The organism is Methylobacterium sp. 4-46, assembly GCF_000019365.1.
In the GTDB taxonomy this organism is placed as follows: domain Bacteria; phylum Pseudomonadota; class Alphaproteobacteria; order Rhizobiales; family Beijerinckiaceae; genus Methylobacterium.
Genome location: NC_010511.1, coordinates 3,628,694 through 3,650,114, shown reverse-complemented (window position 1 = coordinate 3,650,114; position 21,421 = coordinate 3,628,694). Strand labels below are relative to the sequence as shown.

Annotated in this window: 17 protein-coding genes; 4 read left to right on the top strand and 13 right to left on the bottom strand. The window is 73.7% G+C overall.

The features are described 5' to 3' along the window. Positions 1 to 44: 44 nt before the first annotated feature. The 6 genes from pgeF to M446_RS15745 all read right to left on the bottom strand — a co-directional run bounded on the left by pgeF (position 45) and on the right by M446_RS15745 (position 6,772). A complete protein-coding gene (pgeF, locus tag M446_RS15770; RefSeq protein WP_012333096.1) occupies positions 45 to 812 on the bottom strand; it encodes a peptidoglycan editing factor PgeF in 768 nt (255 codons plus the stop codon). A 108-nt stretch (positions 813 to 920) separates the two neighbouring features. Continuing rightward, the gene (locus tag M446_RS15765; RefSeq protein WP_012333095.1) at positions 921 to 2,024 is read right to left on the bottom strand and encodes a class I SAM-dependent methyltransferase; all 1,104 of its coding nucleotides are present in this window, start codon (positions 2,022 to 2,024) and stop codon (positions 921 to 923) included. Next, complete coding sequence (lgt, locus tag M446_RS15760; protein ID WP_012333094.1) at positions 2,021 to 2,911, bottom strand: prolipoprotein diacylglyceryl transferase; 891 nt, start codon at positions 2,909 to 2,911, stop codon at positions 2,021 to 2,023. Before lgt ends, M446_RS15765 begins: the two co-directional genes overlap by 4 nt. A 106-nt stretch (positions 2,912 to 3,017) precedes the next feature. Continuing rightward, on the bottom strand, positions 3,018 to 4,562 hold the full coding sequence (gene ilvA / locus M446_RS15755) for a threonine ammonia-lyase, biosynthetic (protein WP_012333093.1): 1,545 nt from the start codon (positions 4,560 to 4,562) through the stop codon (positions 3,018 to 3,020). Positions 4,563 to 4,656: 94 nt separating this feature from the next. Beyond that, positions 4,657 to 5,742 carry an AbrB family transcriptional regulator gene (locus tag M446_RS15750; protein WP_012333092.1) on the bottom strand — a complete coding sequence of 362 codons (1,086 nt, stop codon included), beginning with the start codon at positions 5,740 to 5,742 and terminating at the stop codon, positions 4,657 to 4,659. Positions 5,743 to 5,830: 88 nt separating this feature from the next. Next, positions 5,831 to 6,772 carry a LysR substrate-binding domain-containing protein gene (locus M446_RS15745; protein WP_012333091.1) on the bottom strand — a complete coding sequence of 314 codons (942 nt, stop codon included), beginning with the start codon at positions 6,770 to 6,772 and terminating at the stop codon, positions 5,831 to 5,833. A 205-nt stretch (positions 6,773 to 6,977) separates the two neighbouring features. Between M446_RS15745 and M446_RS15740 the strand changes: the two genes are divergently transcribed. Then, on the top strand, positions 6,978 to 8,567 hold the full coding sequence (locus M446_RS15740; protein WP_012333090.1) for a catalase: 1,590 nt from the start codon (positions 6,978 to 6,980) through the stop codon (positions 8,565 to 8,567). 207 nt (positions 8,568 to 8,774) lie between these two features. On the opposite strand, the gene M446_RS15735 is transcribed toward M446_RS15740, so the two are convergent. Further along, positions 8,775 to 8,963: a hypothetical protein gene (locus tag M446_RS15735; protein ID WP_012333089.1), complete on the bottom strand. Its 189-nt coding sequence runs from the start codon at positions 8,961 to 8,963 to the stop codon at positions 8,775 to 8,777. A 183-nt stretch (positions 8,964 to 9,146) separates the two neighbouring features. Then, a complete protein-coding gene (oxlT, locus tag M446_RS15730) occupies positions 9,147 to 10,436 on the bottom strand; it encodes an oxalate/formate MFS antiporter (protein ID WP_012333088.1) in 1,290 nt (429 codons plus the stop codon). 744 nt (positions 10,437 to 11,180) lie between these two features. Here oxlT and M446_RS15725 point away from each other — a divergent pair. Further along, entirely contained in the window at positions 11,181 to 11,561 is a 381-nt protein-coding gene (locus M446_RS15725; protein WP_012333087.1) for a RidA family protein, read from the top strand. Positions 11,562 to 11,685: 124 nt separating this feature from the next. On the opposite strand, the gene M446_RS15720 is transcribed toward M446_RS15725, so the two are convergent. From M446_RS15720 to M446_RS15705, 5 genes are all read right to left on the bottom strand, one after another. Further along, positions 11,686 to 13,887, bottom strand: coding sequence for a 3-hydroxyacyl-CoA dehydrogenase NAD-binding domain-containing protein (locus tag M446_RS15720; protein WP_012333086.1), 2,202 nt, complete (start codon positions 13,885 to 13,887; stop codon positions 11,686 to 11,688). Between the two features lie 68 nt (positions 13,888 to 13,955). Beyond that, positions 13,956 to 14,429: a hypothetical protein gene (locus M446_RS15715; RefSeq protein ID WP_012333085.1), complete on the bottom strand. Its 474-nt coding sequence runs from the start codon at positions 14,427 to 14,429 to the stop codon at positions 13,956 to 13,958. A 196-nt stretch (positions 14,430 to 14,625) separates the two neighbouring features. Next, entirely contained in the window at positions 14,626 to 15,834 is a 1,209-nt protein-coding gene (locus M446_RS15710) for an acetyl-CoA C-acetyltransferase (protein ID WP_012333084.1), read from the bottom strand. 97 nt (positions 15,835 to 15,931) lie between these two features. After that, a complete protein-coding gene (locus M446_RS38165; RefSeq protein WP_168169159.1) occupies positions 15,932 to 16,075 on the bottom strand; it encodes a hypothetical protein in 144 nt (47 codons plus the stop codon). Positions 16,076 to 16,121: 46 nt separating this feature from the next. Next, positions 16,122 to 17,915, bottom strand: coding sequence for an acyl-CoA dehydrogenase C-terminal domain-containing protein (locus tag M446_RS15705; protein ID WP_012333083.1), 1,794 nt, complete (start codon positions 17,913 to 17,915; stop codon positions 16,122 to 16,124). 332 nt (positions 17,916 to 18,247) lie between these two features. Between M446_RS15705 and M446_RS15700 the strand changes: the two genes are divergently transcribed. Both M446_RS15700 and M446_RS15695 read left to right on the top strand, forming a co-directional pair. After that, positions 18,248 to 19,369, top strand: coding sequence for a molybdopterin-binding protein (locus tag M446_RS15700; protein WP_012333082.1), 1,122 nt, complete (start codon positions 18,248 to 18,250; stop codon positions 19,367 to 19,369). 8 nt (positions 19,370 to 19,377) lie between these two features. Further along, positions 19,378 to 21,420: a molybdopterin biosynthesis protein gene (locus M446_RS15695; protein WP_012333081.1), complete on the top strand. Its 2,043-nt coding sequence runs from the start codon at positions 19,378 to 19,380 to the stop codon at positions 21,418 to 21,420. Position 21,421: the final 1 nt, after the last annotated feature.

The following is a 21,421-nucleotide window of genomic DNA, read 5'->3' as shown; positions in this document are numbered from 1 at the left end:
TCGCTGCGCCTAGACCCGAATGCTTCCCGCCGGCGGAATGCCCGCTATGGCACCAGCGCAATGGCCGAGACGAGGCGGCCGTAATCGGGCTCGGCCCGGTGCGTGGTGCGCCGGTAGCTGAAGAACCGGTCCGGATCCGCGTAGGTGCAGAGGCCGAGATCGGCCACGGTGCCGATCCCGGCGGCGCGCAGGCGCGCGGCGATGTAGGCGGGCAGGTCGAAGAGGTGGTGGCCGGCGCGGCCCGGGCTCGGGGCGAAGAAATCCGCGTGGGCGGGCCCGGCCTGCGCGAAGCGGGCGTGGAATTCCGGGCCGACCTCGTAATTCTCGCGGCCGATCGTGGGGCCGAGCACCGCGACGATGCGGCCGCGCTCGGCGCCGAGGCGCTCCATGGCGGCGAGCGTCGCCTCGATGATCCCCGTGAAGGCGCCCTTCCAGCCCGCATGGGCGGCGCCGACGACGCGGTTCTCGGGATCGGCGAACAGGATCGGCCCGCAATCCGCCGTGAGGATGCCCAGCGCGAGGCCCGGGACCCGGGTCGCCATGCCGTCCGCCCGCGGGCGGTCGGGGAAGGGGGCCTCCACGGTGACGCATTCGGCCGAGTGGATCTGGTAGAGGCTGACCAGGGCGTCCGGCGCGACGCCGAGGCGCTCGGTCATCCGGCGCCGGTTCTCGGCGACCGCGCCCGGGTCGTCGCCCGAGCCGAGCCCGCCGTTCAGGCTGGCGTAGAGCCCGCCCGAGACCCCGCCCTCGCGCGTGAAGAAGCCGTGGCGGAGACCGGGGAGCGCGCTCAGCGCGGGAGCTTCCAGGAGCATGGCGACGCCTCTCGGGCCTGGGCACCATCCGCCGCGACGCGCACCGGTGCGGTGGCAGGGATGATGCGGAAACGAGGATCGAAGCAGGAGAGCAGCACGCGCTCCTGCTCAACGGGACAGGGTCGAGCGGGGCAGGGCGGGCAGGCCCGCCATCCCCGCATCAGAGACGCCCAAAACCTTGAAGAGCCGACCCATCCCGGTCGGCGCGGGATCGGTCAGCCGCGCCGCGGCCTCGGCGACGGCCCGCGCCTGATCGGGCGTCGCGCGGGCGGCGAGGCGCTCGGCCCGCTGGGCGAGGCCGAGGGCGAGGAGGAAGTCGCGCTGGGGCACCGGGCCGTGCAGCGCGGCGCCCGCCTCCCGGGCGGCGCGGGCGAGGGCGCCGAAATCGACCGGCACGGTCAGGTCGGTCTCGCCGGGCGCGTCGAGGATCCCGACCGCGCGGTGGCGGGAGACCGCCTGCAGGGTGTCGGTGAGGCCGAGCGTCGCCTCGCCGTAATCGATGGCGAGCAGCGCGCCCCCCTGGCGGGCGAGCCGGCCCGCGATCGCCCGCATGGCGGCGAGCGCCGCGGAGGGGAGGGTCAGCACCGCGCCCTCGGGCGCGGCGGCGGCGATCTCCGGCGTCGGGTCGGGGTCGAGCCCCACGACGAGGCCCCCGCCCTCCGGGTCGAGGCCGATCCGGCGCTCGTGCCACGCGCCGGCGCCGCGCGCGAACTGGCGCACCGGCAGCGCGTCGAAGAACTCGTTGGCGAGGACGATTGCGGGGCCCTCCGGCACGTCCTCGATCCGCGCGTGCCACGCGGCCTCCCGGCCGATCGCGGCGAGGCGCGCCGCCTGCGCGGCCCGCAGGACCGGGCTCGTCTCGACGAGGTGGAGATCGAGGGCCTCGGCGAAGGGCGGCAGCGCCGCGCGGATCGCCCGCAGCGCGTCGGCGATCAGCGTGCCGCGTCCGGGGCCGAGTTCCACCACGCGGCAGGGCGAGGGCCGGCCCATCCCGTGCCAGACCTCCGCCGCCCACAGGCCGAGGAGCTCGCCGAAGATCTGGCTGATCTCCGGGGCGGTGGTGAAGTCGCCGGCCGCGCCGAGCGGGTCCCGGGTCGTGTAGTAGCCGTGGAGCGGGTGGCCGAGGCAGAGCGCCATGTAGCGCTCGACCGGGATCGGGCCGTTCTGGGCGATCAGCGCCCGCAATTCCGCGAGGAGCGGGGTCCCGCTCACGCGGACCGCGCCTCGGCGGGCTCGTCGGCGAGGTGCGCGCGCGGGGCCGTCGCGCCCCGCAGGGCCCGCACCACCACGACGATCCCGATGATCAGCATCGGGATGCAGAGCAGCATCCCCATGGTGATGCCACCCCCGAGGGCCGAGACCTCGGTCCCGAACAGGAAGCCGAGCTGCGGGTCGGGCTCGCGGAAGAACTCGCAGGCCGTCCGGGCGAGCGCGTAGCCGATGACGAAGAGGCCGCCGAGCAGGCCCGGGCGGCGGAAGCCGACGCGCCGCACCGCCAGCGCCATCAGCGCGAAGAGCAGGAGGCCCTCGGCCCCGGCCTCGTAGAGCTGGCTCGGGTGGCGCGGCAGCGGCCCGCCGCTCGGGAACACCACCGCGTAGGGGAAGTCGGGCGCGGGCCGGCCCCAGAGCTCGCCGTTCACGAAATTGGCGATGCGGCCGAAGAACAGGCCGATCGGCACCACCACGGCGGCGAGGTCGAGGATCGCGTAGGCGCTCAGCGCCCGCGCCCGGGCGAAGAGGACGATGGCGAGGACCGCGCCCAGGAAGCCGCCGTGGAACGACATCCCGCCGCGCCAGATCGCCAGGATCTCGGACGGGTGGGCCAGATAGGCGCCGAGATTGTAGAACAGCACGTAGCCGATCCGCCCGCCGAGCACGACGCCGAGCGCCACCCAGACGATCAGGTCGTCGATGTCGGCGCCGCTGGGGCGGCGCACCGGCCCCCAGAGCGCGGCGGCCGCGACCAGCCTCTTGGCGTAGAACCAGCCGCCGAGCAGGCCCGCGATGTAGGCGAGCGCGTACCACTTGATCGCGATCGGCCCGATCGCGATGGCGACCGGGTTGATCGCCGGGAAGGGAATGGCGAGGAGCGGCGGCATCGGGCCGGAGAGGTGAACCGGGCCGGGCGCCGCGTCAACCCGCAACGCCGCCGCGGCGAACGCCAACGCGGCGAACGCCGCCGCGGCGGCTTCGCGCTCCGGGCGCTCAGGCCGGCCCCGGCGCCTCGGCGGCGGCATTGCCGTCGAGGAAGAGCCGGTAGGCCGGGTTGTCGCTCTCGTCGTGGAACGGGTAGCCGAGCTCGTCGAGCGCCTCGAGGAAGCGCGGCCTGTCCGCCTCCGGCACCTGGATCCCGGCCAGCACCCGCCCGTAATCGGCGCCGTGGTTGCGGTAGTGGAACAGGGAGATGTTCCAGGCGTGGCCGAGGCTGTCGAGGAACCTGAGCAGGGCGCCCGGCCGCTCCGGGAACTCGAAGCGGAACAGGCGCTCGTCGGCGAGGCCCGGCACCCGGCCGCCCACCATGTAGCGGACGTGCACCTTGGCCATCTCGTTGTCGCTGAGATCGAGGATCGGGTAGCCGAGCGCCGTGAGGCCCTCGATCAGCGCCCGCTTCTCGCCCGGCTGGCCCTGCAGCTGCACGCCGACGAAGATGTGCGCGTCCGCCCCCTCCGCGTAGCGGTAGTTGAACTCGGTGATCGCCCGCGCGCCGAGCGCCTGGATGAAGGCCCGGTAGCTGCCGCGCCGCTCCGGGATGGTGACGGCGAGCAGCACCTCCCGGCGCTCGCCGAGTTCGGCCCGCTCGGCGATGTGGCGCAGGCGGTCGAAGTTCAGGTTCGCGCCGCTGTTGACGGCGACGAGCGCGCCGCCGCCGGTCCCGTGCTCCGCCGCCCAGGCCTTGAGGCCCGCCACCGCGAGCGCCCCCGAGGGCTCGCAGATGGCGCGGGTGTCGTCGAACACGTCCTTGACCGCCGCGCAGATCGCGTCGGTGTCGACGGTCACGACCCCGTCGAGATGCTCGCGGCAGAGCCGGAAGGTCTCGGCCCCCGCCTGGCGCACCGCGACGCCGTCCGCGAACAGGCCGACCGCGTTGAGCACCACCCGCTCCCCCGCCGCGAGGGCGGCGGCCATGCTGGCCGCGTCCTCCGGCTCGACGCCGATGACCTTGGTCTCGGGGCGCAGGAACTTGACCACCGTGGCGATCCCGGCCGCGAGCCCGCCGCCGCCGACCGGCACGAAGATCGCCGCGATCGGCCCCGAATGCTGCTGCAGGATCTCCAGGCCGATCGTGCCCTGGCCGGCGATCACCTCGGGATCGTCGTAGGGGTGGATGAAGGTCAGGCCCCGGTCCGCCTCCAGCGTCTTGGCATGCGCGTAGGCCTCGTCGAAGGCGTCGCCGTGCAGCACGGCGTGGCCGCCGCGCGCCCGCACCGCCTCGACCTTGATGGCCGGGGTCGTGCGCGGCATCACGATCGTGGCCGCGACGCCGAGCTTGGCGGCGGCGAGCGCCACCCCCTGCGCGTGGTTGCCGGCCGAGGCGCAGATCACCCCGCGGTCGAGGACCTCGCGCGGCAGGCCCGCCATCTTGTTGTAGGCGCCCCGCAGCTTGAAGGAGAAGACCGGCTGCAGGTCCTCGCGCTTGAGCAGGACCGGCGCCCCGAGGCGCCCGGCGAGGCGCTGCATCGGATCGAGCGGGCTCTTGATCGCCACGTCGTAGACGCGGGCGGTGAGGATCTTCCTGATGTAGTCGTGCACGGGGCGCGGTCCGGATGGCGGGAGGGCTGGCGCCTTCCGCAGAGGCGGCCCCATAGCGGGTTTCGGCCCGCGATGCGAGCGCGGCCGTGGCGGATCAGGCGACGGCGCGCGAGCTCCACTTGGCCGAGATCCACTTGGCCACGAGCGGCCCCGTGATGATCACGACGAGGAGTCGCAGCGTCTGCACGGCGAGGACGAAGGAGACGTCCGCCTTCGAGCCGACCGCGATGATGGCGACGGAATCGAGCCCGCCCGGGCTGGTGGCCAGGAAGGCGGTCAGCAGGTCGATCGGGAGCAGGAAGGTCAGGCCGAAGGCCCAGAGCCCGCAGAGCGCGATCAGCCCGAGCGTCGCCGCGAGCACGCCCGGCAGCGCCGAGACCGTCGCCCGCACGGTGGCGCGGGTGAAGCGCAGGCCCACCGTCCAGCCCACCGCCGCGTAGGCGAGGGCGAGCAGCCAGTCGGGCAGGCTCATGCTGGCGAGCCCGCCGGCGTGGAGCGTCGCCCCGATCACCAGGGGGCCGATCATCGCGCCGGAGGGGATGTTGAGGCGCCGCCCCAGCCAGGAGCCGAGCGCCGCCACGGCGAGCGTCACCAGGACGGCGAGGGGCTCCGGCGCCCCGACCGGTTCCGGCAGGGCGGCGGGCGCGGCGTGGCCGACGAGGAACCGCGCCACGATCGAGGCCGAGAGGGCCACGCAGGCGACGCGCACGTACTGCATGAAGGCGACGAGGCGCGGATCGGCCCCGTACTCCTCGGCCATCGCCACCATGGCGGCGGCGGCGCCCGGCGAGGAGCCCCAGGCGGCCGTGGTGCCGGGCAGGAGCCGAATCCGGGTGAGGACCCAGCCCACCGCCGCGCTCGCCAGCACGGTGACGCCGACGACGGCGAGCATCAGGAGCCCGTCCGCCATCAGGGTCTGCACGATCGAGGCGTTGACCGCGTGGGCCACGAGGCAGCCGATCAGCGCCTGCGCGGCCAGGAAGGCGGCCTTCGGCACCCGGATGGCGGCGCCCGAGACGCCGAAGCCGATCGCGGCGAGCATCGGCCCGAGGAGCAGGGCCGCCGGGAAGCCCGCCGCCGACAGCAGCGCCGAGAGGGCCGCCGAGGCGGCGACGAGTCCGACCCATTGCGGAGCCGCGACGGCGGTGGAGCGGCGGAGGTCGAGATCGGCGGGCTTCATCGAAGGCTTCGGTTGCGCGGCCGCGCGCCGCGCGGGCGAATGCGTTAGGGCGTGTGACGGGCCTCGCTAGCCGCGAATCGTGGCCCTGTCATGCCGGGGCGAGCCGCTCCGGCCGATCGCAAGGAAGGGTTGCGGCGGGCGCATGGGCCCGGAAGAACCCGGCGAGGCGCGCGAGACCCTCGCCGCGCGGGTCGCTCGCCCGCCAGGCGAGGGCGATCACCCGCGAGGGACCCTCCTCGCCGAAGCGGCGGCAGACCGTGAGGCCGCTCGGATCCGGTCCGCTGGGCGCGGCGAGGGCGGGAAGCAGCGTGTAGCCGCCCCCGGCCGCCACCATCGAGCGCAGGGTCTCCAGGCTGGTGGCGTGGCGCCCGGCGGAGGGCCCGGCCCCGCAGGCCGCCACGGTCTGGTCGCGCAGGCAATTGCCCTCGTCGAGGAGGAGCAGGTCCGGCCCGGCGAGGTCGGCGGCCTTCGGCGGATCCCCTGCCGCGAAGGCGTGGTCGGCCGGGCAGGCGAGCAGGAACGGCTCGCGGAACAGCGGCGCCACGGTGAGCCCGGCCTCGGCAATCGGCAGGGAGATCAGGGCCGCGTCGAGCCGCCCCTCGCGCAGGCCCTCCAGGATCCCGGCCGTGCGCCCCTCGCTCAGCGCCAGGGCGAGGAGCGGGAAGTCCTGCCGCAGCGGGCGCAGCACCAGCGGGAACAGGTAGGGGCCGAGGGTCTGGATCGCCGCCAGCACGAGACGGCCCGACAGGGGCGCGCCGCCTCCCTCGCGGGCGAGCAGGAGCAGGCGGCGCGCCTCCGCCAGCACCGCCCGGGCCTGGCGCACCACGGCTTGGCCGGTGGGGGTGAGCAGCACGCGGCGGTTGGTGCGCTCGAAGATCACGACGCCGAGCGCCTGTTCGAGCTTGCGCACCTGCACGCTCAGGGTCGGCTGGCTCACCGCGCAGCGCTCGGCCGCGCGGCCGAAATGGTGTTCCTCAGCGACCGCGACGACGTATTCGAGGTCGCGGAGGGACAGGCCGGCGAGATTCATAGGCTGTGTCTATCGCAAGCTTCGCAACGATGCATTGGCCGGCAGGTCACGCGGGGGTCATAAGGGCGAGCGAGAACGGTTCCAAGGGTGGTTGGGTCCACGCGTGGTTGGGGCGAGCGCCCGGCGACCCTATGTCTGACGTCCTCGCGCGGTGGTGGTGCCCCGGGCACCCCGCGCCGCGCTGTTCGATGCGAGAGGAGGCTCCATGAGCGATCAACGCCCGATCCTGACGACCCGCCAGGGTCACCCGGTCCGCGACAACCAGAGCCTGCGCACGGTCGGCGAGCGGGGACCCGCGACCCTCGAGAACTACCAGTTCATCGAGAAGATCACGCATTTCGACCGCGAGCGGATCCCCGAGCGGGTCGTGCATGCCCGGGGCGCCGGCGCCCACGGCTACTTCGAGGCCTACGGCAAGATCGGCGACGAGCCGGCCTCCAAGTACACCCGCGCCCGCGTCCTCAACGAGACCGGCGTGAAGACCCCGGTCTTCGTGCGCTTCTCGACCGTGGCCGGCGCCAAGGAGAGCCCCGAGACCGAGCGCGATCCGCGCGGCTTCGCGGTGAAGTTCAAGACCCTGGACGGCAACTGGGACCTCGTCGGCAACAATCTCAAGGTCTTCTTCATCCGGGACGCCGTGAAGTTCCCGGACATGATCCACGCCTTCAAGCCCGATCCGGTGACGAACCGCCAGGAGGCGTGGCGCTTCTTCGACTTCGTGGCGCAGCACCCCGAGTCGATCCACATGGTGACCTGGCTGAAGTCGCCCTGGGGCATCCCCGCGAATTACCGCGAGATGGAGGGCTCCGGCGTCAACACCTACAAGCTGGTGAACGACCGGGGCGAGGCGGTCCTCTGCAAGTTCCACTGGATCCCCAAGCAGGGCGTGCGCAACCTGACCTCGGCCCAGGCCTCCGCGATCCAGGCGAAGGACGTCGGTCACGCCACCCGCGACCTCTACGACAACATCCAGGCCGGCAACTTCCCCGAATGGGAATTCGCCGTGCAGATCATGCCGGACGGGCCCAACGAGCAGCTCTCGTTCGATCCGCTCGACGACACGAAGCGCTGGCCCGAGGACCAGTTCCCGCTGCTCACGTGCGGGCGGATGGTGCTCGACCGGGTGCCGGACAACTTCTTCGCCGAGGTCGAGCAGGCGGCCTTCGGGACGGGCGTGCTGGTCGACGGCATCGACTTCTCGGACGACAAGATGCTGCAGGGCCGGACCCTGTCCTACTCGGACACGCAGCGCTACCGCGTCGGCCCGAACTACCTGCAGCTGCCGATCAACGCGCCGCATCCCGACGTGAAGGTGTTCTCGAACCAGCGCGACGGCCAGATGACCTACGCGGTCGACGGCACCGGGCCGAACAAGCACATCAACTACGAGCCGAGCACGCTGGCCGAGGGCGTTCGCGAGGCGCCGAAGCCCGCCAGGGACTACCACCAGCCGGTGACCGGCCATCTCGGCCGCTACCAGACGAGCCGGACCGAGGACGACTACGCCCAGGCCGGGGCGCGCTACCGCTCCTTCGAGGCGTGGGAGCGCGAGGACCTGATCGCCAACCTCGTGGCCGACATGAAGCAGTGCCCCGAGCCGATCCAGCTGCGGATGGTCTGGCACTTCTGGCACGCGGACGAGGATTACGGCCGGCGCGTGGCCGAGGGGGCCGGCATCGACCTCGAGAAGGCCAAGGCCCTGCCGCCGCTTCCGGGCCGCGCCGCCCCTCACAAGCGGCTCGCGACCGAGACCTACACGGACGGCTCGCCGTCGCACAAGGTCGCGGCCGAGTAACCCGGCGCCCCGCGCCGCTCAGCATCATTCCGCCGGCCGGTCCCGGCCGGTGCCGACGCGGTCACCGATTCGGCGGCGAACCGAAGGACCGCGTCGGCGAGACATGATGCGACACCAAGGGACCAACCAGACTTGCCCGATGCAATTCCGCTGAGGGCCCGCCCGGACGCACCCCGTCCGGGCGGGTTTCCGTTCGGCGCGGACCGGTCAGCGATGCGTCTCGGGCGGCCCGAACGACATCGGGATCTGGCCCTCGATCAGGGCGATGGCGGAGAGGGTGAGGCCGAGTGCCGCGGCGTACAGGAGGGGAAAGACGTCGCGGTGGCCGGACCCCGTCGCCATGACCAGCCCGGCGAAGGGGATGCTCTGCAGGGCGAGCGCGGCGGCGATGCTCATCGGAACCTCCTCTGTGCGGGACGACGGACGTGGTTGCGCTTTCGGCTTGCGTGGCGGTGGTGGTCGAGGCGGGGACGAGCCTCCCGCCAGGGAGCGCCCGACCGAACGGACGGGGCCGCCCCGGGGCGGCCCGCACGATAGACCCCTCGGAGGCCGCCCCGGACGTCCGGGGCGGCGCGGGCCTCAATGGGCGGCCTCGGGCAGCACGACCCCGTTGGCGGCGTGGTGGCGCCTGAGCATCGGGCGCAGCACCGCGAGCGCCAGCGTCGCGGCGATCAGGTCCAGGATCGCCACTGTGTACAGCACCGTCGCCCAGGTCCCGGTCGCCTGCATCAGCAGGTTGCCCACCGGCACCAGCAGCGCGGCCAGACCCTTGGCGCAGTACAGCACCCCGTAGATCTTCCCGATGTGCTTCGACCCGAACGTGTCCGCCGCCGTCGCGCTGAACAGGCTGTAGACCTCCCCCCAGGCCAGGAACACGATCCCGCTCAGGATCACGAACGCCCACGGGTTCGAGCCGAAATACCCCAGCGCCACGATGCCGAGCCCCTCCAGCGAGAACGCGATGAACATCGTCTTCTCGCGCCCGATCCGGTCCGAGATCCAGCCGAAGAACGGCCGCGAGATCCCGTTCATGATCCGGTCCAGCATCAGCGCGAAGGGCAGCGCCGCCATGGTCACGAAGTACAGGTTGACCTGGAAGTTCTTGACGCCGAGATCCTGCGCGATCACCCCGAGCTGGGCCACCGCCATCAGCCCGCCGGTCACCGTGCAGGTGAACATCAGCAGCATCACCCAGAACACCGGGGTGCGCAGGGCCTCCGGCAGGGTGTAGTCGCGCCGGCTCTGCAGCACGCTCGCCGAGTAGGTGACCTCGCTCCGGCCCGGGGCGCGCAGGCCGACCGAGGCCAGGATGATCAGGGCGCCCTGGATCAGGCCGAAGACGAAGAAGGCCTGCTGGAAGCCGCCCTCGGCGATCATGCTGGCGATGGGCAGGATGGTGAGGGCCGAGCCGGCGCCGTAGCCGCCCGCGGTGAGGCCGACGGCCAGGCCGCGCCGGTCGGGGAACCACTTGAGGGCGTTGGCGATGCAGGTGGCGTAGACGCAGCCGACGCCGATGCCGCCGACCACGGCGCCGAGGTAGTAGCCGCTGAGGGACGTGGCGTAGGAGTTGATGATCCAGGCCAGGCCGGTGAAGAGGCCGCCGGCCATGACGACGCGGCTGGGCCCGTAGCGGTCGATGAAGTGGCCCTCGACCGGGGTGAGCCAGGTCTGGGTGACCACGAAGAGGGTGAAGGCGACCTGGATGGCGGCGCGGTCCCAGCCGAAGGTCTTCTGGATCTCGGGGACGAACAGGGTCCAGGCGTACTGGATGTTGGCGGCGGCGACCATGCAGATCACCCCGAGGGTCAGCTGGAGCCAGCGGCCCGCGATCGCGGGGGCCTGGGCCCGGGTGGCGGCAACGGACGTCATGGGGCGGAGTCCTCCCTCCTGTGTCGGGCGCCCCGGTTCCGGGCGGCGCGCGACGGTCATTGGCGTGTGAGGTGTCGGGCGCGGGCCCGAATCGGGCCGCGCGACGGCCCGCGCGGCCCCGGCCGGCGGCCGGGGCGCGTGTCGCGCTGAGCCAGATCTCGGTGAGCCAGGTCTCGGTGAGCCAAGTCTCGGTGAATCACGGCTCGGCGAACCGCGTCTCGGCGAGCGATGGCGCGGCGAGTGGAGGCGGGGCGGGGCCCGCGCCGGACTCAGTCGGGCGGCAGGTCGGGGGGGCGGCGCATGGGTCGTTCCTCAGTTCTTCGTTGTGTTGGCCGTCGATCCCGGTGCGGCGGAACCTTGCCCCACCGCGCGCCGTCGGGCCGACGGCGACGCGGAACTGGGATGGTTGCTTCTAAGGTCGACTGTATACCAATAACAATGTGCTCACGCCTTCCCGGCTTTGTCAACGTCGCCCGCGAGACGGGTGCGAAGGGTTGCTGCGTGAGCGCGCATCAAATCTTGATCGTGGCCCGGGATTACTGAAGCAGCGAGTTCGTTGCGCGCCGTCATCGGGATTAAGCGGGCGCCGCGCGCGTGGGGCAGCGCTGCCCCCTCGCGGCGGTCGGCTCCGCCGCGCGCGGGCGCATGTCCGAGGAGGTCGCCGCCGATGCGCAAGCAAGTGGCTCAGCAGGATTGCTCCGTGCGATCCTGCCTGGACTGGGTGGACCGAATCGGGAGGACAGGATGCGGGGCCGGATCGACGGCGGCTCGCCCTTCGAGAAGGCCTACGGCTATTCCCGCGCCGTGGTCGAGGGCGGCTTCGTGTTCGTGTCGGGGACGACGGGCTACGACTACGCCGCCATGACCATGCCGGAGGACGCCGCCGCGCAGGCCGAGGCCTGCTGGCGCACGATCGCGGCGGTGCTGGAGCAGGCCGGCGCCTCCCTGGAACGGGTGGTGCGGGCGACCTACTACGTCACCGACCGGGCCGAGGCCGAGGCGGTGCTGGCGGTGTGCGGACGGGTGATGGGCGCGGTGCGGCCCGCCGCGACGCTGGTCGTGGTGGCGGGCCTGCTGCGGCCGGAGATGAAGGTCGAGATCGAGGTGACGGCGCTGCTCCCCTGAGCGGTCGCCCCGCCGCCCCGGCCGATCCGCCCGTCGCCGCCCCTCCGGCGGCGCCGGAGGGGCAGTCCGGCGGCGCGTCGTCGCAGCCCGATGGCGCCGCCGCGGGCGACCGCGACCCGCCGGATCAGGCCGCCCGGGCCTCCGCGCGGCCGTAGAAGCGCTCGCCCGTCTCCGCCATGGCGAGCAGGTTCGCCGGGGGCGCGAAGCGGGCGCCGTGCTTGGCCTCGAGGCGGCGGCACAGCTCCACGAAGCGGCGGGCGCCCATGCCGTCGATGTAGGAGAGCACCCCGCCCGTGAAGGGCGCGAAGCCGAAGCCGAGGATCGAGCCGACATCCGCCTCGCGGGGATCCGTCACCACGCCCTCGCCGTAGACCCGGGCCGCCTCGACCGCCTGGGCGACGAGGAGCCGGTGCTTCAGTTCCTGGAAGTCGACCGCGTCGGGATCCTGGCGCGTCCCGGCGAGCGCCGCGAGGCCCGGCCAGAGCCGCTTCGGCCCGTTCTCCGGGTAATCGTAGAAGCCCTTGCGGTTCTTGCGCCCGAGCCGTCCCTCGCCCTCGACGAGGGCGACGAGCAGGCGCTCCTGGAGCGGGTTCACGGCGCCCTCGCCGGCCTGGGCCTTGGTGGCCTTCAGGATCTTGAGGCCGAGATCGACGCCGACCTCGTCATTGAGGGAGAGGGGACCGACCGGCATGCCGGCCTGCCGCCCGGCATTCTCGATCATGGCGGCCGGCACCCCCTCGGCGAGCATCAGGTGGCCTTCGAGGATGTAGGCGCCCACGCAGCGGTTGGCGAAGAAGCCGCGCGCGTCGTTGACCACGATCGGCGTCTTGCGGATCGCCCGCACGTAGTCGAGGGCGGCGGCGAGCGCCCGCTCGCCGCTCTGCCGCCCCTTGATGATCTCGACCAGCAGCATCTTCTCGACCGGCGAGAAGAAGTGGATGCCGATGAACTGGTCGGGCCGGGCGGAGCCGTCGGCGAGGCCGCTGATCGGCAGCGTCGAGGTGTTGGAGGCGAAGATCGTCTCGGGGCGGATCGACGCCTCGACCTTGGCGATGACCTCGGCCTTGACCTTCGGGTCCTCGAACACCGCCTCGATCACGAGGTCGCAGTCGGACAGGGCGGCGTAGTCGGCGGTGGCGGTGATGCGGGCGAGCAGCGCGTCGCGGTCGGCGGTCTTGGCGCGGCCCTTCATGATCTGGTCGGAGACGAGCTTGTGCGAGTAGGCCTTGCCCTTCTCGGCCGCCTCCGCGCTCTGGTCGATCAGCACGACCTCGATCCCGGCCTGCGCCGTCACGTAGGCGATGCCCGCGCCCATGAAGCCCGCGCCGACGACCCCGACCCGCTTGAGGCTGACCGGGCCGATCGCGGCCGGGCGCCGGGCGCCCTTGTTGAGCTCGCCCATCGAGACGAAGAGCGAGCGGATCATCGCCGCGGCTTCCGGCGAGCGCAGGATCTTGGCGAAGTAGCGGCTCTCGACCTTGAGCGCGAGGTCCATCGGCAGCTGCAGGCCCTCGTAGACCGATTGCAGGATCGCCTTCGCGGCCGGGTAATTGTCGTGGGTCTCGCGGCGGTAGATGGCGTTGGCGGGCGGCCAGGTCATCATCCCGGCCGGCGAGTAGACCTTGCCGGAGGGGGCCTTGAACTTCGGCTGGTCCCAGGGGGCGAGCGCCGCGCCGCCGCCCCGGATCCAGGCCTTGGCCTCCGCGACGACGGAATCGCGCTTGGCCACCGCGTGGACGAGGCCCATGTTGCGGGCCATGAGCGGCCGGATCTGGTCGCCCTTGAACAGCATCTGCAGGGCGTCGCCGGTCTGCATCAGGCGGGCGACGCGCTGAGTGCCGCCGGCCCCGGGGAACAGCCCGACCTTGATCTCCGGCAGGCCGACCCGGGTCTTGTCGTCGTCCGAGACGACGCGGTGATGGCAGGCGAGCGCGAGCTCGAAGGCGCCGCCCAGGCAGGTGCCGTGGATCGCCGCCGCGAAGGGCTTCCCGCAGGTCTCGAGCTTCCGGTAGAGCAGCGAGAGGCGGCGGGTCTCCTCGAAGAAGAAGCGCATCGCCTCCTCCTCGCCGCGCTCCCGGCTGAGCCGGGCGTATTCGGCGCCCAGCCCCTGCAGCATCGTGAGGTCGGCCCCGCCCGAGAAGGCCTCCTTGCCCGAGGTGATGACGCAGCCCTTGACGGCGGCGTCGCCCGCGACCGCGTCGATGATCCGGTCGAGTTCGGCCATCACCTCGGGGGTGATCACGTTCATGGAGCGGCCGGGGCTGTCCCAGGTCGCGAGCGCGATGCCGTCTTGATCGGTCTCGAAGCGGAAATGCGTGAGGTCCATCGGGGCGTCCTCTTCTCGGGATCCCGGGTGCGGCCTCCCGCGGCGGCGGGCCGCGGGAGGCGCCCCGGTCAGGGCTTCTGCGGGGCCGGGCCGGCGCCCGGCTGCGGCTGCTGCGTCGACAGGGTCGCGAGCGTCAGCATGTTCATCATCCGGGTCACCGCATCCTTGGTGATGCTGGAGACCAGGGAGTTCGGGTCGGCGTTGAGGGCCTGGAACTTCTGGTAGGTCGGGTCGTCGTAGATCCTGGTCAGCTGCTTCAGCTCGTCGTCGCCGAACTTCTGGGCGTATTCCTTGGCGAGGTCGTCGACGAGCTTGGCGCGCTCCTGCTCGAAGCCCTTGTCGAGTTCGGGCCGGAGCTTGTCGGCCTGCTCCTTGCTGAGCGAGGCGAGCGAGCGCTCCTCGGCCTGCTTGAAGGCGAGGCCGAGATTCCGCGCCACCGTCCGCTCGACGATGCTGCGGGCGAGGTCGGTGCGCTCCTCGGCGCGGGCCGCCGGGGCCGCGAGGGCGAGGGCGAGGGCGAGGAGCGGGAGGGTTCGGGTCATGAGCGTTTCCTGATGAGGCGCCTTGAGGCCGGGGACCGAAGGCCCGGCCGCGGCGCCAGCGTCAAGCACCCCCTTGGGACACGATGCCGTGTCCGGCACCCGGCGCTGGGCAGAACGGCACGGCGCGAGTCGGCTCGGTCTCCCGGTCTCCCATCGCGTTCGCCGCCGAACCGGCCATCGCTGCGGCGAATGACGCTCAGACCCGCTCGATGATCGTGGCGGTGCCCATGCCGGCGCCGATGCAGAGCGTCACCAGGGCGGTCGCCTTGCCGGTCCGCTCCAGTTCGTCCAGCACGGTGCCGAGGATCATGGCGCCGGTCGCCCCGAGCGGGTGGCCCATCGCGATGGCGCCGCCGTTGACGTTGACCTTGTCCGGGTCGAGGTCGAAGGCCTGCTGGAAGCGCAGCACCACCGAGGCGAAGGCCTCGTTGATCTCGACGAGGTCGATGTCGTCGAGGCTCATCCGGGCGCGCGCCAGCACCTTGCGGGTCACGTCGATCGGGCCGGTGAGCATCAGCGCCGGGTCCGACCCGATATTGGCGAAGGCCCGGATCCGGGCCCGGGGGGTGAGGCCCGCGGCCGCGCCGGCCTCCTTCGAGCCGACCAGCACCGCGGCGGCGCCGTCGACGATGCCGGAGGAATTGCCCGGGTGGTGGACGTGGTTCAGGGCCTCGACGTCGGGATGGGCCGCGACCGCCACCGCCTCGAAGCCGCCCATCTGCGCCATCTGGGCGAAGGAGGGCTTGAGCGCCCCGAGCGTCTGCATGTCGGTGCCCGGCCGCATGTGCTCGTCGCGGTCGAGGATGGTCAGGCCGTTGACGTCCCTGACCGGCACCACGGCCTTGGCGAAGCGGCCCTCCTCCCAGGAGCGGGCGGCGCGCCGCTGCGATTCCACCGCGTAGGCGTCGCAGGCGTCGCGGGAGAAGCCGTACTTGGTGGCGATCAGGTCGGCCGAGACGCCCTGGGGCATGAAGTAGGACTTGACGGCGATCGAGGGATCGACCGGCCAGGCGCCGCCCGAGGCGCCGAGGCCGATGCGGCTCATCGACTCGACCCCGCCGCCGACCGCGAGGTCGTGCTGGCCGCTCATCACCTGGGCGGCGGCGAAGTTCACCGCGTCGAGGCCCGAGGCGCAGAAGCGGTTGATCTGCACGCCCGGCACCTGCTCGCCGTAATCGGCGACGAGGGCGGCCGCGCGGGCGATGTCGCCGCCCGCCTCGCCGACCGGGTCGACGCAGCCGAGCACCACGTCGTCCACCGCGGCCCTGTCGAGGCCGTTGCGGTCCTTGAGGGCGCGCAACGCCGTCTCGGCGAGGCGCAGCGCCGTCACCTCGTGGAGCGCGCCGTCGGGCTTGCCGCGGCCGCGCGGCGTGCGGACATGGTCGTAGATGTAGGCGTCGGGCATGGGGCTTCTTCCGAGTGGGGGCTTCTTCCCAGGATGGCGCGGGCCGTCCGGGGCGGGCCGGGCGGCGGGGGAGATCGGCGGGCCGGGGCGGCCCGGATCAGGCGCGGTCGGCCTCGCCCCGCGCCCCGGGGGCGGCGCGGCGGCGGGCGAGGGCGCCGAACCCGGCGGCGGCCGTGCGCGTCGGGCCGTCGCGCCGCGTCCCGAGACCGTCCGAGCGGATCGCCCGCCCAGGCTCCGGCACGCGGGTCCCGGGTTCGGGCGTCGCGGCGCGCCGGGCCGCCGGCAGCCTAGAACATCTCCGCCGGCACCGCCATGACGGCCTCGGCGCCGGCCGAGATGCGGGCGAGCCGCGTGGCGGTCTCGGGCAGGAGGCGCTCCATGTAGAAGCGGCCGGTCGCGAGCTTGGCGTCCATGCGCGTCCCGACGCCGTTGCCCTCCCGCTTGCGGGCGGCGGCCGCCTTGGCGATGCGCGCCCACATGTAGCCGAGGGCGACGAGCCCCATCAGGTGCATGTAGTCGGTGGCGGCGGCGCCCGCGTTGTCGGGCTTGGCCATGGCGTTCTGCATCAGCCACATCGTCGCCTTCTGGAGGTCGCCGAGGGCCTTGGCGAGGGGCGCCGTGTAGGTCTTCAGGGTCTCGTCGGCGCCGTTCTCCTTGCAGAAGCCCTCGACCTCCTGGAGGAAGCGCATCATCGCGCGGCCGCCGTCGCGCGGCAGCTTGCGGCCGACGAGGTCCATGGCCTGGATGCCGTTGGCGCCCTCGTAGATCTGGGCGATGCGGGCGTCGCGCACGAATTGCGACATGCCCCATTCCTCGATGTAGCCGTGCCCGCCGAACATCTGCTGGGCATCGACCGCGTTGGCGAAGCCCCGGTCGGTCAGCACGCCCTTCACCACCGGCGTCATCAGGCCCATGTGGTCGTCGGCGGCCTGCCGCTCGGCGGCGTCGCCCGAGCGGTGCGCCACGTCCGCCTGCAGGGCGGTCCAGAGCACCAGGGCCCGGCCCGCCTCGTTGAAGGCCCGGATCGACAGCAGGGTGCGGCGCACGTCCGGGTGGACGATGATCGGGTCGGCGGGCTTGTCCGGGGCCTTGGCGCCGGTGAGGGCGCGGCCCTGGAGCCGCTCCTTGGCGTAGGCGACGGCGTTCTGGTAGGCGACCTCGGACAGGGCGAGGCCCTGGATGCCGACCGCGAGCCGGGCCTCGTTCATCATCACGAACATGGCGTTGAGGCCGCGATTGGCCTCGCCGACCAGCCAGCCCTTGGCGCCGTCGTAGTTCATCACGCAGGTGGCGTTGGCGTGGATGCCCATCTTGTGCTCGATCGAGCCGCAGGACACGCCGTTGCGCGCGCCGAGCGAGCCGTCCCCGTTCACCAGCAGCTTGGGCACCACGAAGAGCGAGATGCCCTTGGTGCCGGCCGGCGCGCCCTCGATGCGGGCGAGGACGAGGTGGATGATGTTCTCCGAGAGGTCGTGCTCGCCGGCCGAGATGAAGATCTTGGTGCCGGTGAGGCTGTAGGAGCCGTCGGGGTTCGGCACCGCGCGGGTCTTGAGCAGGCCGAGATCCGTGCCGCAATGCGGCTCGGTCAGGTTCATGGTCCCGGTCCAGGACCCCTCGATCATCCGGGGCAGGTAGGTCCGCTTCTGCGCGTCGGTGCCGTGGACGAGCAGGGCCGCCATCGCGCCCTGGGTCAGGCCCGGATACATCCCGAAGGCGATGTTGGCCGAGGAGATGAATTCCTGGACCACGCTGTTGAGGGTCGCGGGCAGGCCCTGGCCGCCGTACTCGGACGGCATCGAGAGCCCGTTCCAGCCCCCGCCCGCATAGGCTTCGTAGGCCTCCTTGAAGCCCTTGGGCGTCGTCACGCGGCCGTCCGGGTGGCGGGTGCAGCCCTCGGCATCGCCCGGGAGGTTGAGGGGGGCCAGCACCTCCTCGCAGAGCTTCGCGCCCTCGTTGAGGATCGCCTCCACCACGTCCGGCGTCGCGTCCGAGAAACCCGGCAGGTTGCTGTAGCGCTCGAACCCGAACACGTCGTTGAGGAGGAACAGGACGTCCTCCACGGGCGCCTTGTAGCTCGGCATGGACCCTCTCCCGCGATCCCCCGCGGCTGTCCCGCCGCAAGATAGTTCACATGTAAACTATCTCGGCGCGGAACGGAAGGGGGAGGGGCGGAGGATTGCGGCGGCGCCTGGATGCGCCCGCTCCGCGCAGGCCCGCCTCCGGGCGGCGCCCCGCACCCCGCGCCGCGCGGGCGAGCGATGAGCGCGGGGCCCCGCGACGCCGTCGCCGAGGCCGCGCGCGGGCCGCAGCGCTTGATCGCAGCCGGCCGATGCCGCATCCGGGCGAGCCCCTTCGCCCGGACGGGGTCCGCGACGGGACGCGCGACGGTCGTCCCTCTCCGGTGCCGGCAGCCATGACGCGCCGTTCCGCCTCCGCGCAGCTGATGCCCCTCGACGAGGCGCGGGCCCTCCTGCTCGCCGGCCTCGCGCCGGTGCCGCCCGAGGCCGTGCCGGTCCACGACGCCGTCGGAGCCCCGCTCGCCCGCGACCTCCCGGCGCCGGAGGGCCGCCCCGCGCGCCGCCTCGCCCTGCGCGACGGCTACGCGGTCGAGGCGGCCGCGATCACCGGCGCCGCGCCCCAGGCCCCGGTGCGGCTCCCGCGCGGCCTCGCCTGGATCGAGGCCGGCGAGATCCTGCCGGAGGGGAGCGACACGGTCCTGCCGCCCGAATCCGTCCTGGAGGGCGAGGCCGTGGCGGACGCGGCCCCGGGCGAGGGCGCGCGCCCCGCCGGGGGAGACATCCCGGCCGGCCATCTGCTGGGACGGGCGGGCGAGCGCGCGACCGCGCTGCAGGCGCTCGCCCTGGCCTCGGCCGGCTTCGCCGAGGTGCCCGTGCGCCGCCCGGCCGTCCTCCTCCTGGTCACCGGGGCGGAGACGCCCGACCTGCTCTCGCCCCTCCTCGCCTCCCTCCTCGCCCGCGAGGGCGCCCGGGTGGTTCGCGCCGCGCGCCTGCCGGACGACCCGGGCGCGGTGGCGGCGGCGCTGACGGACAGCGCCGCGGCGGCGCTGCCGGAGGGCGCCGCGGCGACCTTCCTCGTCGGCGGCAGCGGCCCCGGCCGGAGCGACCGCAGCGCCGAGGGGCTGGCGCGGGCGGGCGCCGTCGCGGCGCACGGGATCGCCCTGCGGCCGGGCGAGACGGCCGGGTTCGGCGCGGTCGCCGGCCGGCCCGTCCTGCTGCTGCCGGGCCGGCCGGAGGCCGCGCTGGCGCTCCACCTCGCCCTCGGCCGGCCCCTCCTCGCGGCCCTGGCCGGGACGGTCCCGCCCGCCCCCGCCCCCGCGCCGCTCCGCCGCAAGATCGCCTCCGCGATCGGGCTGTCCGAGGTGGTGTTCGTGCGGCGATCCGCCGAGGGTGCCGAACCGCTCGGCGGCGCCGATATCCCCCTCGCCCGCCTCGCGCGGGCGGACGGTGCCGTGCTGGTGCCGCCCGCGCGGGAGGGCTATGCCAAGGACACGGTCGTCGAGGTCCTGCCCCTGTGAGTGACGCGTTGCCCCCCGATGACTTCTCCGCCCGCCTCGCCCGCGCGGCCCGCCAGGAGCAGTTCCTGAGCGTCGCCTCGCGGGAGGAGGCGCTGGCGCGGTTCCGGGCGGCGGTGCCGCACCTGCCGCTCGGCCCCGAGACCGTGCCGCTCGGCGCCGCCCTCGGCCGCGCCCTGGCGGAGGACGTCGCCTCGCCCATCGACGTGCCGGCCTTCGACCGCGCCCTCGTGGACGGGTTCGCCGTCCGCGCCGCCGACACCGAGGGGGCGAGCGAGGGCGCGCCGCGGCGCCTGCGCCTCAACCGCGAGATCCTGGCCTGCGGCGTCGCCCCGACCCTCGCGGTGGCGGCCGGGACGGCGACGCCGATCGCCACCGGCGGCGTTCTCCCGCGCGGCGCCGACGCCGTGCTGATGGTCGAGGCCACCGACTACGTCGAGGAGGGCGCGCCGGCGATCGAGGTCGTGCGCGCCGCGGCGCCGGGCCAGTTCGTCGGCTACGCCGGCGCCGACATGGCCCGGGGCGAGACCGTGCTGCGCCGGGGCACGCCGGTGACCGCCCGCGAGATCGGCATGCTGGCGGCCTGCGGCCTCGCCGCGGTCGCGGTGGTGCGCCGGCCCCGCGTCGCCGTGATCTCGACCGGGGACGAACTCGTCGCCCCGGGCGAGGCGCTGCGGCCCGCCGCCATCTACGATTCCAACGGCGCCATCGTGGCCGCCGCGGTGGCCGAGAACGGCGGCGAGGCCGTGCCGGGCGGCATCGTGCCCGACGACGAGGCCCTGCTGGAGCAGGCCCTGCGCCGGAGCCTCGCGGAATCCGACCTCGTGGTCCTGTCGGGTGGCACCTCCAAGGGGGCGGGGGACGTCTCCCACCGCATCCTGTCGCGCCTCGGTGCGCCGGGGATCCTGGTCCACGGCGTCGCCCTCAAGCCCGGCAAGCCCCTCTGCCTCGCGGCTGTCGGGACGAAGGCCGTGGTGGTGCTGCCGGGCTTCCCGACCTCGGCGATGTTCACCTTCCACGACGCGGTGGTGCCGCTGATCCGGGCCCTGGCCGGCCTGCCGCCCCGGGAGGAGAGCCGGGTCGAGGCCCTGCTGCCCCAGCGCCTCGCCTCGGAACTCGGCCGCACCGAGTTCGTGATGGCCTCCCTCGCCCGGGGCGCGCAGGGGCTCGTAGCCCTGCCCCTCGGCAAGGGCTCGGGCACGGTCACGGCCTTCTCGCAGGCGGACGGGTTCTTCGCGGTGCCGGCGGCCCGCTCCGGCCTGGAGGCCGGCGAGACGGTGGCGGTGACGCGCCTGGGCGCCGGTCTGCGGCCGCCCGACCTCACCCTGGTCGGCAGCCACTGCCTCGGCCTCGACCGCCTCGTCGGGCGCCTCGCCGAGCGCGGCGTGCGGGCGCGGACGATCTTCGTCGGCTCGTCGGGGGGGCTGGCGGCGCTCAGGCGCCGGGAATGCGACCTCGCGAGCCTCCACCTGCTCGACCCGGAGACGGGGCGCTACAACGCGCCCTTCCTGGAGCCGGGCCTGGTGCTGGCGCCGGGCTGGCGGCGCCTGCAGGGCGTGGTCTTCCGCGCCGGGGATCCGCGCGCCGGGGATCCGCGCGCCGGGGATCCGCGCGCCGGAGAGCCGCGCCCAGGAGAGCCGCGCCCAGGAGAGCCGCGCCCCGAGGGCGGCCGCGCGGCCGAGGCGGTGCGGCGCTTCCTCGCCGACCCGGAGGCCGTGATGGTCAACCGCAACACCGGCGCGGGCACCCGGGTGCTGATCGAGGGGCTGCTCGGCGGCGCCCGCCCGCCCGGCTACTGGAACCAGCCCCGCTCGCACAACGCGGTCGCGGCCGCGGTGGCGCAGGGGCGGGCCGATTGGGGCGTCGCCATCGCCACGGTGGCGCGGGCCTACGGCCTCGGCTTCCTGCCGCTCACCGAGGAGCATTACGACTTCGCCTACCGGGCCGACCGGCGCGACGACCCGGCCGTCGCGGCCTTCCTGGCCCTGCTCACCGCCCCCGAAACGCGGGCCGACCTGCACGACCTCGGCTTCGCGCCCGCGGAGGCGCGCTGAC

Bases quoted from the DNA above. Each gene is read 5' to 3' on its own strand.
- M446_RS15715 (WP_012333085.1), bottom strand. From the start codon at position 14,429: ATGACCCGAACCCTCCCGCTCCTCGCCCTCGCCCTCGCCCTCGCGGCC.
- M446_RS15705 (WP_012333083.1), bottom strand. From the start codon at position 17,915: ATGCCGAGCTACAAGGCGCCCGTGGAGGACGTCCTGTTCCTCCTCAAC.
- M446_RS15700 (WP_012333082.1), top strand. From the start codon at position 18,248: ATGACGCGCCGTTCCGCCTCCGCGCAGCTGATGCCCCTCGACGAGGCG.
- M446_RS15740 (WP_012333090.1), top strand. From the start codon at position 6,978: ATGAGCGATCAACGCCCGATCCTGACGACCCGCCAGGGTCACCCGGTC.
- M446_RS15725 (WP_012333087.1), top strand. From the start codon at position 11,181: ATGCGGGGCCGGATCGACGGCGGCTCGCCCTTCGAGAAGGCCTACGGC.
- M446_RS15750 (WP_012333092.1), bottom strand. From the start codon at position 5,742: ATGAAGCCCGCCGATCTCGACCTCCGCCGCTCCACCGCCGTCGCGGCT.
- oxlT (WP_012333088.1), bottom strand. From the start codon at position 10,436: ATGACGTCCGTTGCCGCCACCCGGGCCCAGGCCCCCGCGATCGCGGGC.
- M446_RS15735 (WP_012333089.1), bottom strand. From the start codon at position 8,963: ATGAGCATCGCCGCCGCGCTCGCCCTGCAGAGCATCCCCTTCGCCGGG.
- M446_RS15710 (WP_012333084.1), bottom strand. From the start codon at position 15,834: ATGCCCGACGCCTACATCTACGACCATGTCCGCACGCCGCGCGGCCGC.
- M446_RS15720 (WP_012333086.1), bottom strand. From the start codon at position 13,887: ATGGACCTCACGCATTTCCGCTTCGAGACCGATCAAGACGGCATCGCG.
- M446_RS15745 (WP_012333091.1), bottom strand. From the start codon at position 6,772: ATGAATCTCGCCGGCCTGTCCCTCCGCGACCTCGAATACGTCGTCGCG.
- pgeF (WP_012333096.1), bottom strand. From the start codon at position 812: ATGCTCCTGGAAGCTCCCGCGCTGAGCGCGCTCCCCGGTCTCCGCCAC.
- lgt (WP_012333094.1), bottom strand. From the start codon at position 2,911: ATGCCGCCGCTCCTCGCCATTCCCTTCCCGGCGATCAACCCGGTCGCC.